The sequence below is a fragment of the Pedobacter ginsengisoli genome, assembly GCF_002736205.1.
GTDB lineage: Bacteria > Bacteroidota > Bacteroidia > Sphingobacteriales > Sphingobacteriaceae > Pedobacter > Pedobacter ginsengisoli_A.
Genome location: NZ_CP024091.1, coordinates 2,015,457 through 2,031,395, shown reverse-complemented (window position 1 = coordinate 2,031,395; position 15,939 = coordinate 2,015,457). Strand labels below are relative to the sequence as shown.

The following is a 15,939-nucleotide window of genomic DNA, read 5'->3' as shown; positions in this document are numbered from 1 at the left end:
GAACATGAATTTATCTCTTTTGCCAGTGCTATCATCAATTCTCGATAACGATTTTTATAAATTTACCATGCAGCAGGGGGTAATTCGTTTATTCCCGTCGGCAAAGGCTCGGTATGCATTTATAAACCGGGGTAAGCATTCTTTTCCAGATGGTTTTGCTAAAGCTTTAAAAGAAGCTGTAAATGAAATGGCAACATTAAAACTAAGCAAAGAAGAGAAACATTTTTTGGAGGTAAATTGTCCATATCTTGATCCTGTATACCTTGATTTTTTAGAAGGATATCGCTACAATCCCGAAGAGGTACATGTTACGCAAAACGGAGATCAGCTAGAAGTGCATGTAGAAGGGCTATGGTACCGTACCATTTTATGGGAAGTGCCATTAATGTCGCTCATTTGCGAACTATTCTACATTCTTAATGATTCTCAAAGAATATCTAACGACGAGGTAATTAACCATACTAAAGAAAAGATAGAAAACTACCGCCGTTTGGGCGTAACAGTAGCCGAATTTGGTACACGTCGCCGATACTCTTACCAGGTACACAGATTAGTACTTCAATCCCTTAGCCAATATGGAGAGGGTTCATTTATAGGCACCAGCAATGTTCATATGGCCATGATTCACAGAACAAAACCCATCGGAACCCATGCCCATGAATGGTTTATGTTTCATGCCGCCCGTTATGGGTTTAAAATGGCTAACGCTACCGGATTAGAACATTGGGTGGAGGTGTACAGGGGCGATTTGGGCATAGCACTATCTGATACTTACACCACCGAAGTATTCTTTAAGCAGTTCGATAAAATGTTTTCAAAACTATTTGATGGCGTTAGACACGATAGCGGCGACGCATTGCTTTTTGCCGATAAAGTGATTTCGCATTACAATAGCATGGGTATCGATCCTAAAACCAAAACCATAATTTTTTCTGATGGACTGAACTATGAAAAGGTAGCACGCATTGCCGATCATTGTCGCGATAAGATTGGAATGTCATTTGGCATAGGTACAAATCTTACAAACGATGCAGGGCCTGCAGCAATGAATATTGTTATAAAAATGACTGAAGCCCAGCCAAAAGACGGGGAGTGGACAGAGGTAGTAAAACTTTCAGATGAACACGGCAAGTATACTGGAACTGAACGGATGATTAATCTTGCCAAAACCATTCTTGAAATAGATTAGAGTAGTAGAGTAACGCAACGAATTTGTTGTTATTTCTTTAATTTGCAGTAAATTATCTAGTTTTAGTACATAAATCAAACTAAGCACATGAAATCAAAAACTTTGTTTAATCGCTACACAGCGGTTATTGTCTTTCTTCTTGGTAGTGTAATGCAATCGATTGCTGTTGCGCCTCCAAAACAATTTTATCAAATAACAGTATACCATCTTAAAAGTAAAGTTCAGGAAGATAGGGTAGATAAGTATCTTTCAGAAGCTTATGTGCCTGCCGCACACCGCTTGGGCGTTAAAACCGTAGGTGTATTTAAAGCTGCGGATATAGACACAGCTACTGATAAAAAGATCTATGTTTTTCTTGCGTTTCAATCGCTAAAACAGTTTAGTGAGGTGTCGCAATTGCTTTTAAAGGATAAAGAACTGGCAGTAAAAGGAGCAGAGTATGTAAATTCCGCTTATAATGATGCCGCGTTTGTAAGAAAAGAAAATATCATTTTAGAAGCATTTTCCGGAATGCCAATGTTAAAGAAACCAGTATTCAGTAATGCCAAAAGCGAGCGTATTTATGAATTACGTAGCTACGAGAGTGCTTCCGAAAAACAGCATATAAACAAGGTTCAGATGTTCAATAATGAAGAAGTAGAAATATTTGATCGTATAGGCAGTCAGGCAGTGTTTTACGGAGAGGTATTGGCCGGTAGCCGTATGCCAAATCTAATGTATTTAACCACTTACAGCGACAAAAAATCAAGAGATGAACATTGGAAGGTTTTTAGTGCCGATCCTAAATGGAAGCGAGTATCAGCTTTGCCCGAATATCAAAATAACGTTTCCAGAAATGATACCCAATTCATAGTTCCAACCGATTACTCTGATTTTTAAATTTTATGAATATAAAGCATACAGTTTTACTTACTGCATTATTGTTTACGGGTACTGTATTTGCGCAAAGTAAACACAGTAAAGCATCTCGGTTTAAAAGTTATAAAGGTTTAATAATGGCCGGCTATCAGGGCTGGCATAACGCACCTGACGATGGTGCCGGCCGCGGCTGGTATCATTACCAATCTAAAGGAAAATTTGAACCGGGAAGTACAAATGTTGATTTATGGCCCGAAACAAGTGAGCTAAAAAAAGTATATCAAACATCTTTTGTACATGCTGATGGCAGCCCTGCCTACCTGCCCAGTGCTCATGATGCATCAACTGTTGAAACTCATTTTAAATGGATGAAAGATTATGGGCTCGATGGTGTTTTTATGCAACGGTTTGTTGCAGAAATCAGAGGGAAATCTGGTCGCAACCATTTCAATAAAGTACTTGAAAATGCTTTAAAATCCTCACAAAAGTATGGAAGGGCTATCTCCGTAATGTACGATTTGTCGGGTACAAGAGATAGTGTTGATGTACCTGTACTCATTAACGATTGGAAAAACCTGGTTGATAGCATGAAAATAACCAGTCAGGGAAACAACCAAACCTATTTGTACCATAACGGCAAACCTCTGGTAGTTTTATGGGGCGTCGGATTTAACGACAACCGTAAATACACCCTTAAGGATGTAGAAAAAATGGTCGATTTTTTAAAGAACGACCCTGTATACGGAGGCTGCTCTGTAATGTTAGGCGTACCAACTTACTGGCGTGAATTTGGAAACGACACAGAGAAAAACCCAAGGCTTCATGACATCATAAAAAAAGCCGACATTGTTCATCCCTGGACTATTGGGCGGTACAGCAATGAAGCTACTTATAGCAAATATGCAGAAGTGCAGAAAGGAGATATTGCCTGGTGCAAACAGAATAAACTGGATTATGTTGGGGTAGTGTTTCCCGGCTTTAGCTGGCATAATATGAACCCAAAATCGCCTTCAAATCAAATCCCAAGAAATAGGGGTAGGTTCTTTTGGAAACAACTCTCTACCGCAATAAAAAATGGTGCAGAGATGCTTTATGTAGCCATGTTTGATGAAGTAGACGAAGGGACAGCTATTTTCAAAGTCTCTAAAAATCCACCGATTGGAGCAAGCACCTTTGTGAAATTTGAGGATGATATACCATCAGATTACTACTTATACCTTTCCGGCTATGCAGGTAAAATGCTCAGAAAACAGGTTCCTTTTAATGAAGATGTTCCTTTGCCCTTAAAGCCTAAGGATTAGTTACAGCCTTAAAATTGTAACTGCCCGAGCCGACCTGTAAAACTGCTAAACCATTTTTAAAACCTTTAAAAGTAACCTCTTTCAAATCTTTGATAGGGGTTACTCCTTCATAAAGAGCAGCACTTTGAGTAGCTGGAATATAGATAGTTGCTTTAGAATTTACCGGAATATCAACTCTAAGTTCAAAGCTGTTTGCAGTTTTGTTCCATGCCGAAACAACTTTCCCGTAAGGAGTTTTATAGCTGGCCTGTGCATGTGTTATATTGCCTACCTGTTCCGGTTTTATTTCAAGCTTATCAAAAGCAATAGCATCATTTTCCGCCTTTATGCCCCTAGGCCACTATATTGCCATTCCATTAAATGGCCCAGCATAAAATGATTGTTTGATACAAAACCATAAGCCTGCCACGATTCTGTAAGTGCAGTTGCCCCATGTTCAAGCTGCCAGCCATAACCCGGCACATCAGATTTGCTGTTCATGTCGTAAATTATGTCCGAACGTCCTGCATCATCCAACACTTTTAGAACATACCGGTAACCAATATCGCCTGCTGTAAGGCTGTTGTTTCTACCTTTAATTTCATTAACCAGATTAGCTACTACAGCCTCTATATATTCAGGTTCAACAAGATTCATATAAAGGGCCATGGCGTAGGCAGTTTGGCTCCCAGTAGAATATCGTTTGGTTTCTTTGTCAAAAAAAGTTGCGTTAAAAGCATTTTTCACTTGTAAAGCTAGTTTTTCATACTTTTTTGCATCCTCAGTTTTACCCAACAACCTGGCAACTTTAGTAATAATGTCAATATCATAGTAGTAAATGGCAGTTGCAGTAAGCTTTTTGGGAGTGAGCTGAGCTTCGCCCGGCGAATTTGGCCCTATATCATACCAATCTCCCAAACCATGATCAAGCATATGATTGGTTGCTTTTGAGCTTAAGTAAGCAACATATTTCTGCATCATTGGGTAGCTTTCTTCAAGCACATCCTTATCTCCGTACCATTTGTAAGTATACCATGGCACTATTACACCACTGCTTCCCCATTCCGGAGAATCTCTAAAACCGCCATCAAAATGAGTATATTCCGGAGCAATATCAGGGATTAAGCCTTCCTTGGTCTGGGCTGCCATCATATCTTTAACTATTTTCCTGCAAAGCGAGGCAATATTATAATTGTATTGAACTGAGCCTCCCATCAGGTGCGCTTCTTCTAGCCAGCCTAATTTTTCGCGATGCGGACAATCTGTAAAAACACTTACCATATTGCTTTTAATTGCCCAATCTATAAGTTTAAATGTTTTGTTGAACAGCTCATTTGAACAATTGAAACTGCCAATGTTCTCAGCTGAATTTCTAAGATGAAGACTTTTTAAGGAAGTTAATACAGGTAAATTGTTAGGGTTTTCTTCTTTTTCAGGAACAGCCCCTTCAACCTGCACATATCTAAAACCATAATAAGTAAAACGTGGCTGCCATTTCTCGTTACCTACTCCTTTCAAGGTATAATCGTAATAATGTGGCACGCCCGAGGCAGATTGGTTTACAGTTCCATCAGGATTTAGCAGTTCAGCAGGAGTAATCCGTAATACCGCACCTTTTTTACCATTTACTTCTATTGCCGGAATTGCAGAAGCATTTTGACCCATATCGTAAACCCATATGCCGGGCTTAGGACTTGATATTTTGATTGGTGTAAAGTTCTCAAATATCCTTACCGGCTCTGCGGTTTGCGAGTTTAAAACGGGCGAACCCTGTACAATTATTGCATTCTTCCATTTCGCATCATCAAATACAGGTTTATCCCAGTCTTTTTGTTCAAGGTTTGCATTGTAATCCTCGCCGCCATAAATACTGGTATAGGTTATTGGAGATGGAGAAGTTTTCCAGCGCTCATCACTCACAATGTTCTCTTTACTACCATCACTATACTCAAGCAGAATACGGCAAATTAACTTAGGAAATCCATAAGCACCTGTTAGCTTTCTGTATCGATCATCTCTTGGTATAAAATAGAAACCATTGCCCAGCATAACACCTATGGTATTTTCGCCTTTTTTTAGCTGATCTGTTAAATCAAAAGTTACGTACAGCGCATGCTTATCATATTCAGTCCATCCGGCATCCAATATATGGTCGCTAACTTTCGATCCGTTAACGCTAAGGTCAAAATGGCCTAATCCCGAGATAAATGCAGTTGCACTTTTAAGTTTTCCTTTAATAGAAAAGTTTCTTCTAAACAGAGGGAGTATATCGTTTTTCGGAGTAAAGTTACCCCTTAAATGTATTGCAGGTACAATACGTTCAGCAGCAGGTAATTCCTCATAGCCAATCCACTTAGCCCCAATCCAGTCGCTGCTGTTCAATAAACCCATTTGCCACATAGCAGGCTTGCTCCATACTGAAACATTTCCGTGGTTGTCCCATACTTTTACTTTCCAGTAGTAGACTTTTGCAGGTTCCAAAACCTTTCCTTTATAGGCAATTTGGATGGATTGATTAGAGGTAACCTTCTTAGAATCCCAGATATTCCCAATGTTTTTATCAAGAGTAGCCTGGTTATCAGCAACCAGTATTTGCCATGCAATTTGTTGCGTGTTTCTTTGCTCGGCATTTATGATCCAGCCTAATCTGGGAGCTTTAGATTGAACACCCAGCGGATTATTTGCATATTCACAAGTTAAGGTACCTGTTGTTAAAATTTCATTGGCGTACGTTGTAAATGGAAAATAACAAAGTAATACAAGCGAAATAAGCGTTAACAATTTCTGTTTCATGTAAATAAAAATGCATGTTCTTTTACTCATATCAAAACATTTATATCATTTTTGCATTCGGATTCGATTTTGTACAGTTCTGTTTAACAACTTTAGGAAGTTTAAAAGCAGACAAAAATTATAATGATGACAGAGAAACCAGTGGATGAAGAAAGCGTAATACTTGTTGATGAGCATGATAATGTAATTGGAACAATGCCAAAAATGGAAGCCCATTTGGCAGGAAAGCTTCATCGTGCATTTTCCGTTTTTATATTTAATACGAATGGCGAGTTGCTTTTACAAAGAAGGGCCGACGATAAATACCACTCTGGAGGTAAATGGACCAATACATGTTGCAGTCATCCCAGATTGGGAGAAGAAACACTTGAAGCAGCCCACCGAAGATTAAATGAAGAGATGGGGATGGAATGCAACCTTGAATATGGTTTTAACTTTACCTATCATGCTGAACTTGCAAGCGGCCTTTCGGAGAATGAATACGACCATGTTTTTTTTGGCATAAGCAACCAGGAGCCCCATCCAAATGCCCAGGAAGTATCTGAATTCAAATATATAAATATGACAATGCTGGAAGAGGATATAAAAGCCAGACCCGAGCTGTATACCGAATGGCTTAAGATATGCTTTAACAGGATAATAGAATATTATAACAGATATCTTTTTAAAAAACCTTAATATTGCCACTCAAACGAAAAATATAAATATGATTATAGAACCTAGAATGCGCGGTTTTATTTGCCTTACGGCACATCCAAAAGGATGCGAGCAAAATGTAATAAACCAGATCAATTATGTAAAGTCAAAAGGCGAAATTGACGGGCCTAAAAGGGTTCTCGTAATTGGAGCCTCTACAGGATTTGGATTAGCATCAAGAATAACAAGCGCATTTGGATCTGGCGCAGCCACTGTTGGCGTTTATTTTGAAAAACCACCTGCACCAGGTAAAACGGCTTCGCCGGGATGGTATAACTCTGCTGCATTCGAAGATCAGGCTCAAAAGGCTGGTTTATATGCTAAAAGTGTAAATGGTGATGCTTTTTCAACTGAAATTAAGCAAAAAGTGATTGACCTGATCAAAGCTGATTTAGGGCAAATTGATCTTGTTGTTTACAGTCTGGCTTCTCCAAAAAGAGTGCATCCAATAACAGGTGTAACGCACAATTCGGTTTTAAAACCAATTGGCGAAAATACATTTACTAATAAAACTGTTGATTTCCATACCGGAGTAGTTTCTGAAGTATCTATTGCACCTGCAAACGAAGAGGAAATAGAAAATACTGTTGCCGTTATGGGCGGCGAAGATTGGGGAATGTGGATCGACGAATTAAAAGCTGCAAATTTACTGGCTCCAGAGGCCATCACTGTTGCTTATTCATATATAGGCCCTGCGGTTACTGAAGCGGTTTACCGTAAAGGAACTATCGGCAGAGCAAAAGATCATTTGGAAGCTACTGCTTTTGCCATTTCCGATAAGCTTAAAGACATTAACGGAAAAGCATTTGTTTCTGTAAACAAAGCATTGGTTACCCAGGCAAGTTCTGCAATCCCAGTTATACCTTTATACATTTCGTTGCTTTATAAAATAATGAAAGAAAAAGGTACGCACGAAGGATGTATAGAGCAGATGCAACGCTTATTTGCCGATCGTTTATACAGTAAAGACGGTATTGCTACTGATGAGCAGGGCAGAATCCGTGTAGATGATTGGGAAATGGATAGTGATGTGCAAGATAAAGTTGCAGCACTTTGGGCTGAAGCTACCGAAGAATCACTTCCTACAATTGGCGATCTGGCTGGTTATAAAAGAGATTTCTTAAACCTGTTTGGCTTTGATGTTGATGGTATCGATTATACAAAAGATACTGACGAGATGGTTGCTGTTCCCGGATTGGTTTAAATTTTTTTAATGGTGTAGCGTTTGCTTGTAAATATTGGTATAGGTTATTAAAACTAATTAGATAATTATGAGAACCAAACCATTAAAACTAGTCATGCTTTTTTGCCTTATGGCAGTAGCTGCGGTGTTTAGCAGTTGCAAAAAAACAGACGAGAATAAATTAAAAGTTAGTTACGGTACTTCATTTGGCATGTGTGTAGGTTATTGCAATAACCAGCTTTTTATTTCCAGTGGAAAACTGGAATATAAAAGGTACGAAAACAAGCCAAATGCTGTTCCAAAAGTATGCACCGGAACTATCTCAGAAGCTGATTGGTCTAAACTTGCCGATAGCATTGATTTGAGTGTTTTTAATCAGTTAAAGGAAGTTTATGGCTGCCCTGATTGTGCTGATGGTGGTGCTGAGTGGGTTGAAATAGAATATGGAGATAAGAAACATAAGGTTACTTTTGAATATGGCAGGGAGCCAAATGAAATGAAACCATATATTTCGGCTCTGCGTGCGCAGGCGGCCACTTTTAAAGATTGTAAATAGTTTGTCATTGGCACGAACGCTAAAAAAATGTAAAAAAGAGGATGTTATTTAACATCCTCTTTTTTATTTACTTTTTGCGCAAACGTTTGCATCAATCCATGCAACCGTTTGTTTCCCCTTTTCTCTAAAATCCTTATTATTTTCTCTTAAAATAATTGATTAACATTGTGTTAAGGGATCAAAGTAAAAACTTTGTTCCTGAAGTTAAGAACCTAAACACACAACCAAAACTAAATATTACCATGAAAACCAGATTAACAAAATGGGTGATGCTTGGCGTATTGCTAATAAGCGCTTTGCCTATGTATGCCCAGCTCAATATTATACCGCTTCCGGCAAGTATTAAAGAAAACGGAGCCTCATTTACCCTTAACAGTCAAACAAAAATATATTACGAGAAAGGTTTAAAGCAACAGGCAGAGCTGCTTTATTCGGCTTTATCACCTGCAACAGGCTTCAACTTTGAAGTTACAGACCAGAAAAAAGCAGTAAAAAACATAATCGTGCTAAAGGTAAGCAAAGGTGGAGCCCCAATGGCCAAAACCGATGCCCTAAACAAAGAAAGCTATAAACTAAGCGTTAAAAACGATGTAATCACAATTGAAGGTACAAGTCCTGCCGGCGTTTTTTATGGTGCCCAAACGTTATTGCAAATGCTGCCTGCAGAAATTTACAACAAACAACTTCAAAGAAAAACCATCTGGAAAATTAAAGGTGCTGAGATTGCTGATGCCCCATCATATGAGTGGCGCGGGATGATGCTCGATGTTGCCCGTTATTTCTTCGGAAAGCACTTCGTGCTTAAATTTATCGATATGATGGCAATGTATAAAATGAACGTTTTACATTTCCACCTTACCGATGATGCCGGATGGCGTTTGGAAATTAAAAAATACCCAAAACTTACATCAGTAGGCGCATGGCGAGGCGAGGGTGCAGAACGTACCGGCGGCTACTATACTCAAGAAGATATTAAAGAAATAGTAGCCTATGCTACTGCCAGAAATGTAGATGTTATTCCGGAAATTGAAGTGCCTGCCCATGCTTTGGCTTCAATAGCTGCTTATCCTGATTTGTGCTGTACCGGCGAACAATACACAGTTCAAACGCAACACTCTATCAGTAAAGAAATTTATTGCGTAGGTAAAGAGTCTACTTTTGATTTTCTGGCCGATGTATTTAAAGAAACCTTCGCTTTGTTCCCTTCCAAATACATTCACATAGGTGGAGATGAGGCACAGTACGACCGCTGGAAAACCTGCCCGCATTGCCAAAAAAGAAAGCAGGAGCTAGGTGTTAAAACCGAAAAAGAAATGCAGGTTTACTTTAACCAGCGCATCCAGAAAATGGTAAAAGGATACGGTAAAACCATTGTAGGCTGGGATGAGATTATAGAAGATGGTTTAAAGGACAAAGCCGTTGGTATGATCTGGCACGATCAGAAAAAAGCTTTTAAAGCATCAGAAGCCGGTCACTATTCAGTAATGGCACTAACAGGGTATTGCTATTTCGACGTTGCAGAAAGTAACATACCTGGCGAGGTAAAAGCGGCAACATGGTTGCAGCCAATTTCTTTAGAAAAAGCTTATCAGCTAAACCCGATGTTAGAAGGTTTAGACCCCAAATACCGCCCGCAAATATTAGGAGCAGAAGCTACACTATGGTCAGACCAGTTTATTCATGGTACAGTACTACAGGAAATTGCCCCAATTAACGAAGATCGCTCTGAAAAATATTTTGAATATTTAACCTTCCCAAGGATGTCGGCTTTAGCAGAGGTATGCTGGACAGCCCATGAAAAACAAGCATGGCCAGATTTCGAAAAAAGAATAAGAACCCATTACAAACGCTACGACAATGCAGGTTTTGGCTATCGTGTGCCTTTGCCTAAATTGATCAGTAACGAAAAAGGGGCAAATGGCTTTACTATAAAACTGGAAAGCGACGTAGAGGGTGCACAGATCAGATATACTACTGATGGTACCCGCGCCAATGTATATTCGCCGGTTTATACACAAGCCGTAACCGTACCTAAACTTTCCGATTTTAGTGCAATTACAGTAGTAAACCGTAACCAGTATTCGTTACCGCTTTATTTCCCTGAAAAATACGACAAGTTTAAAAAGTACGGTGCCTTGGTTGCAGAGTGGAAACCATCAGCAATAAAAGGAAAAGACTTTGGTACATTAGAAATGAATGCTACCGGAAAGATCAATGAAAACGGAGAGTATGTGCTTTCATTCTGGTACACAGAAGGACACTCGCGTTTAGAAATCAAATCTGTAGAGCTTTATAAAAATGGCGTTAAAATAGCAGAAGACGTTCATGATGGCTATACAGGATCAAGTCAGGAAAACAATCAGTATAAATTTAAAGTTGATGCTTACGAGACAGGAGCAGCCTTTACCTTAAAGGCTGTGGTAAGGGGCGATGTTGACAATGATTCGAATGGTGCTGTTTTTATTAAAAAACAGTAATTTCGTGGCATGAATAAAATCCATCCTCAATTGAGGACTGTTAATGTAATTCGATATGTTACCCCTTTGCGCGAGGGAGGCTCTATGCCTGCCATTGCAGAGGCCGACGATGAATTCCTATATGTACTAAAGTTTCGGGGCGCCGGACAGGGTGTAAAAGCCCTTATTGCAGAAATTATTGGAGGCGAAATTGCCAGGGCACTTGGATTTAAAGTGCCCGAAATAGTTTTTGCAAATCTGGACGAAGCCTTTGGACGCACCGAACCAGACGAGGAGATTCAGGATCTGCTTAAAGCCAGTGTAGGTTTAAATTTAGCCTTACATTATCTTTCAGGAGCAATAACATTCGATCCTACGGTTACCGTTGTTGATGCCAGGCTGGCCTCGCAAATTGTGTGGTTAGATTGTTTATTAACCAACATGGACCGTACCGCGCGCAATACCAATATGCTGATCTGGCATAAAGAATTGTGGCTTATAGATCATGGCGCATCATTATACTTCCATCATTCTATGCAAAACTGGCAAGAGCAGGCTATAAGGCCTTTCGCGCTGGTTAAAGATCATGTATTGCTGCCTCGGGCAAGTGAGCTTAACGAAGTTGATACAGCGTTTAAAGCTATTTTAACTGATGAACTGATCACATCAATTGTATCATTGATTCCGGAAGAGTGGCTTACAGATGAGTCGGGCCAGGAAACCGCCGAAGAAGGCAGACAGGTTTATCGTCAGTTCCTGATTTCGAGAGTTGCCAATTCAGAAGTTTTTGTAAAAGAAGCACAAAATGCAAGAGAGTCACTTATTTGAGTACGCAGTTATTCGTGTGGTTCCAAGGGTTGAACGCGAAGAATTCATTAATGTGGGTGTGGTTGTGTATTGTGCAAAACAAAAGTTTTTAAGAGCGCTGATCTCTTTAGATGAAAGCAGATTGGAAGTTTTTAAAGCAGATCTGGACTGCGATGTTTTAAAAGCAAATCTGATTGCTTTTGAGCGCATCTGTGCGGGCGAAAAGGATAGTGGCCCAATTGGCAAATTGGATGCCGCTTCGCGCTTCAGGTGGCTTACGGCTACGCGTAGTACTGTTGTGCAATCATCAAAAGTACATCCCGGATTTTGTAAAGATGCAATGGAAACACTTAATAAGCTGCACAAACAGCTAGTGCTTTTATAATGGAGTATTTTAAAAAACTCCTCGATTTACTTAAAATTGAGCGACAGGAAGACCTCGATTCTTACCTGAAACTTACCGCATCGGCTTCGGTAGCCGATCGTCGTGAAAACGGATTAACATGGTATCCTATTGCAATTCGTGGATCTGAAACCGGTAGGGGCGATTACCTTACAGTTGTGGTTGAACGCACTACCCATCATGATATTTCGCATCAGCTTAGGTTTGGTGCATCGGCCGTATTGTTTTCTAATCACGATCCTAAAAACGACAGGGTTGAAGGGACAATAAGCCACCAGAGCGGGAACAAACTTAAAATTACATTACTAACAGAAGAACTGCCAGATTGGGCCAGCGATGGCAAATTAGGTATAGATCTGCTGTTTGATGACAACAGCTATAATGAAATGCAAAATGCGCTTAAACTGGCGCAAAAACCAAAAGATAGAGTAGCGGATTCTGTTTTAACAGAAGTATTAACAGGGCAAAAAGCACCTACGTTTGATGCCAGTTTAACAGCTGTTGCAGTACCGCAGTTAAATCCTGTTCAGCAAAAAGCAGTTAACAAGATTTTGCAGGCACAGGAACTGGCCATAGTTCACGGCCCACCGGGAACAGGTAAAACAACCACCCTTGTACAAGCCATTAAGGCGCTAATTGCAAATGATGGACAGAAGGTACTTGTGGTTGCACCAAGTAATACAGCGGTAGATCTGTTAAGCGAAAAACTAGCTGAAGAAGGATTGAATGTATTGCGCGTGGGGAATCCGGCAAGGGTTTCTGAGCGTTTGGTATCCTTAACTATGGATAGTAAAATTGCCGGGCATAGCGCTACCAAAGAGCTAAGATCACTTAAAAAACAGGCCAACGAGTACAAGAACATGGCCCATAAGTATAAGCGCAATTTTGGCAAGGCAGAGCAGGAACAGCGCAAAGCACTGTTTAACGAAGCACACAAAATAATGAAAGAGGTGAACAATGCAGAGCAATACATTATTGATGATGTTGTAGCAAAAGCCCAGGTCATTACTGCTACCTTAATTGGTGCCAACCACTATACAGTTAGAGACATTAAATATAAAACTGTTGTAATTGATGAAGCCGGACAGGCTTTAGAACCAGCTTGCTGGGTACCAATTTTAAAGGCCGAAAAGCTGGTGCTGGCCGGCGATCATTGCCAGCTGCCACCAACCATTAAATCTACACAGGCAGCAAAAGAAGGCTTAAGCAATACATTAATGGAAAAATGTACCTTAATGCATTCAGAAGCTGTAGTTCTACTCCAGGAGCAATACAGAATGAATACGCAGATAATGGGCTACCCATCTTTAGTATTCTACAATGATCAATTAACCGCTCATCCTAACGTTGCACACGGCTTATTGTTAACCCAGGAACCACCGCTTGAATTTGTAGATACCGCTGGTTGTGGTTTTGAAGAAAAACTGGAAGGAACAAGTACTACCAACCCAGAAGAGGCCGTGTTTTTATTAAAACATTTAGCACAATTGGTTGCTAAGCTAACTGATCATTATACAGCGGCTAATTTTCCTACAATAGCGATTATATCACCTTATAAACAGCAAATCCGTATACTTAATGAGCTCATTACAGGGTCAGATCAGCTAATGATATATAAAGATAAAATCAGCATTAATACTATTGATAGTTTCCAGGGGCAAGAGCGAGACATTGTGTACATTGGTCTAACCAGAAGCAATACCGATGGTGCAATAGGCTTTTTAGCCGATACAAGAAGGATGAACGTAGCAATGACGAGAGCCAGAAAGAAACTGGTTGTTGTTGGCGATAGTGCTACACTTTCCAGATCAGAGTTTTATTCGGGCTTTATCAGCTATGCAGAAAAGCAAAATGCCTATATAAGCGCGTGGGAATTTGTCGGTTTTTAATCATAGAAACAATCAAATTAGCATGATTGTGATTTGTTTCGTTTCTTTACGCTAAAATCAAACACCACTCATTAAAATGAACGAGGAATTTTATCTTCATATTTATAAGAAACAGCTTGAAATTGAGGCTGTACCATCCAATCATGAAGTTGCAGAATGGGCAATGAATTTGATGAATTTGTTGTATCCCGAACGCTTAACCTCGCCAGATTATTCAATTAATGAGATCAAACGCTTGTTTTTAAAACAAGAAAAAGAGCTGGTACGAATATTAAACGGCACAAAAGCCTGCGAGCATTGTAACAACGAAGCAAAAGCAAAAAAGATATTTGAAAGCATCCCTGAACTATACAGAAGGATGAATACAGATCTTTCAGCAATTCTTCAGGGAGATCCGGCTGCCAAAAGCGAGTTTGAAATCATCAGAAGTTATCCCGGTTTCCTTGCTATTGCCATATATAGAATTGCCCATGCTTTGCTGCAGGCCGAAATTCCAATAGTACCCAGAATCCTTACCGAATATGCACACTCAATTACAGGTATAGATATTCACCCGGGTGCAGTAATTGGCGAATACCTTTACATTGACCACGGAACGGGCCTTGTTATTGGCGAAACCACTGTTATCGGCAATTATGTAAAAATGTACCAGGGAGTAACCCTTGGGGCATTAAGCGTAGAAAAGTACATGGAGGGTATTAAAAGGCACCCAACCATTGAAGATCATGTAATTATCTATTCTGGTGCAACTATTTTAGGTGGCGATACTGTTATTGGGCACGATTGTATTATTGGAGGAAACGTTTGGTTAACCAAAAGTGTACCTCCGCATTCAACGGTATATCATCAGTCGGCAGTTAAGGTAATCGAAACCAAACAGTCTTAAAATCAGAGTCTTTAATAAAATTGTAAACCAGAGAATAGCATAGTTTAATAATGGGAAATATAGTTGAGTTTGTAGGAAACACACCACTTGTAGAAATCCAAAGGTTACATACCAATCCGAATGTTAAAATTTTTGCCAAGCTGGAAGGGAACAACCCCGGCGGCAGTGTAAAAGACAGGGCAGCATTAAACATGATCCGCAGTGCGATGGACCGCGGAGATATTAAAAAAGGAACTAAACTGATAGAAGCTACCAGCGGAAACACAGGTATTGCCTTAGCTATGATTGCCGGTATTTACGACCTGGAGATTGAGCTGGTAATGCCCTCCAATTCAACCCGCGAACGTACCCTTACCATGGAAGCCTATGGCGCAAAGGTTACCTTGCTTGAATCTATTGAGGTGTGCCGCGACTATGCAGAAGAAAAAGGAGCACAACCGGGCTATTTTTTATTAAACCAATTCTCTAATCCTGATAACTACCTTGCCCATTATAAAACTACCGGTCCGGAGATCTGGAGAGACACCAATCAGCAAATTACTCACTTTGTTAGCTCAATGGGCACAACCGGAAGCATTATGGGGAACTCTATGTTCTTAAAGGAAATGAACCCGGCTATACAGATTGTGGGTTGTCAGCCAACCGAAGAATCATCAATTCCCGGAATAAGAAGGTGGCCAGAGGCTTATTTGCCAAAAATATTTGACCCAAGCAGGGTTGATAGGGTAATGGACGTTTCGCAGCAGGAAGCTACAGAACTTGCACGCAAGCTTGCCAAAGTAGAAGGCATATTTGCAGGTATGAGCACAGGTGGAGCACTGGCATGTTCACTAAGGCTGGCCGAAGAATTGGAATCGGGCCTTATTGTATTTATTGCATGCGACAGGGGAGACCGCTACCTGAGCAGCGATCTTTTTGGCTAACACAGCTTTAATTTTTTGCA

The 15,939-nt window shown here is 40.1% G+C and carries 14 protein-coding genes; 12 read left to right on the top strand and 2 right to left on the bottom strand.

Annotated elements, in window-relative coordinates:
* Positions 1-4: 4 nt before the first annotated feature.
* From pncB to CPT03_RS08325, 3 genes are all read left to right on the top strand, one after another.
* Complete coding sequence (pncB, locus tag CPT03_RS08335) at positions 5-1,189, top strand: nicotinate phosphoribosyltransferase (RefSeq protein WP_099438423.1); 1,185 nt, start codon at positions 5-7, stop codon at positions 1,187-1,189.
* Positions 1,190-1,276: 87 nt separating this feature from the next.
* The gene (locus CPT03_RS08330) at positions 1,277-2,068 is read left to right on the top strand and encodes an NIPSNAP family protein (protein ID WP_099438422.1); all 792 of its coding nucleotides are present in this window, start codon (positions 1,277-1,279) and stop codon (positions 2,066-2,068) included.
* Between the two features lie 5 nt (positions 2,069-2,073).
* The gene (locus CPT03_RS08325) at positions 2,074-3,348 is read left to right on the top strand and encodes a glycoside hydrolase family 71/99-like protein (RefSeq protein ID WP_099438421.1); all 1,275 of its coding nucleotides are present in this window, start codon (positions 2,074-2,076) and stop codon (positions 3,346-3,348) included.
* Here the strand turns inward: CPT03_RS08325 and CPT03_RS23365 are convergent.
* Positions 3,338-3,610, bottom strand: a complete 273-nt coding sequence (locus CPT03_RS23365) for an alpha-L-rhamnosidase C-terminal domain-containing protein (RefSeq protein WP_410522629.1) — start codon at positions 3,608-3,610, stop codon at positions 3,338-3,340. The genes CPT03_RS08325 and CPT03_RS23365 overlap by 11 nt on opposite strands.
* A gap of 62 nt (positions 3,611-3,672) precedes the next feature.
* Entirely contained in the window at positions 3,673-6,150 is a 2,478-nt protein-coding gene (locus CPT03_RS08315; RefSeq protein WP_099438420.1) for a family 78 glycoside hydrolase catalytic domain, read from the bottom strand.
* A gap of 93 nt (positions 6,151-6,243) precedes the next feature.
* On the opposite strand from CPT03_RS08315, the gene idi reads away from it, so the two are divergent.
* From idi to cysM, 9 genes are all read left to right on the top strand, one after another.
* Positions 6,244-6,798, top strand: coding sequence for an isopentenyl-diphosphate Delta-isomerase (idi, locus tag CPT03_RS08310; RefSeq protein ID WP_245870006.1), 555 nt, complete (start codon positions 6,244-6,246; stop codon positions 6,796-6,798).
* 28 nt (positions 6,799-6,826) lie between these two features.
* On the top strand, positions 6,827-8,020 hold the full coding sequence (gene fabV, locus CPT03_RS08305) for an enoyl-ACP reductase FabV (RefSeq protein WP_099438418.1): 1,194 nt from the start codon (positions 6,827-6,829) through the stop codon (positions 8,018-8,020).
* 67 nt (positions 8,021-8,087) lie between these two features.
* Entirely contained in the window at positions 8,088-8,555 is a 468-nt protein-coding gene (locus CPT03_RS08300) for a hypothetical protein (RefSeq protein ID WP_157766381.1), read from the top strand.
* A gap of 242 nt (positions 8,556-8,797) precedes the next feature.
* Positions 8,798-11,032, top strand: a complete 2,235-nt coding sequence (locus tag CPT03_RS08295) for a beta-N-acetylhexosaminidase (protein WP_157766380.1) — start codon at positions 8,798-8,800, stop codon at positions 11,030-11,032.
* A gap of 9 nt (positions 11,033-11,041) precedes the next feature.
* On the top strand, positions 11,042-11,839 hold the full coding sequence (locus CPT03_RS08290) for a HipA family kinase (protein WP_099438415.1): 798 nt from the start codon (positions 11,042-11,044) through the stop codon (positions 11,837-11,839).
* Positions 11,817-12,203, top strand: a complete 387-nt coding sequence (locus CPT03_RS08285) for a DUF3037 domain-containing protein (protein WP_099438414.1) — start codon at positions 11,817-11,819, stop codon at positions 12,201-12,203. Before CPT03_RS08290 ends, CPT03_RS08285 begins: the two co-directional genes overlap by 23 nt.
* Positions 12,203-14,110 carry an AAA domain-containing protein gene (locus tag CPT03_RS08280; protein WP_099438413.1) on the top strand — a complete coding sequence of 636 codons (1,908 nt, stop codon included), beginning with the start codon at positions 12,203-12,205 and terminating at the stop codon, positions 14,108-14,110. Before CPT03_RS08285 ends, CPT03_RS08280 begins: the two co-directional genes overlap by 1 nt.
* A gap of 76 nt (positions 14,111-14,186) precedes the next feature.
* A complete protein-coding gene (gene epsC / locus CPT03_RS08275; protein WP_099438412.1) occupies positions 14,187-14,996 on the top strand; it encodes a serine O-acetyltransferase EpsC in 810 nt (269 codons plus the stop codon).
* 50 nt (positions 14,997-15,046) lie between these two features.
* Positions 15,047-15,919: a cysteine synthase CysM gene (gene cysM, locus CPT03_RS08270; protein WP_099438411.1), complete on the top strand. Its 873-nt coding sequence runs from the start codon at positions 15,047-15,049 to the stop codon at positions 15,917-15,919.
* The last annotated feature ends 20 nt before the right edge of the window (positions 15,920-15,939 follow it).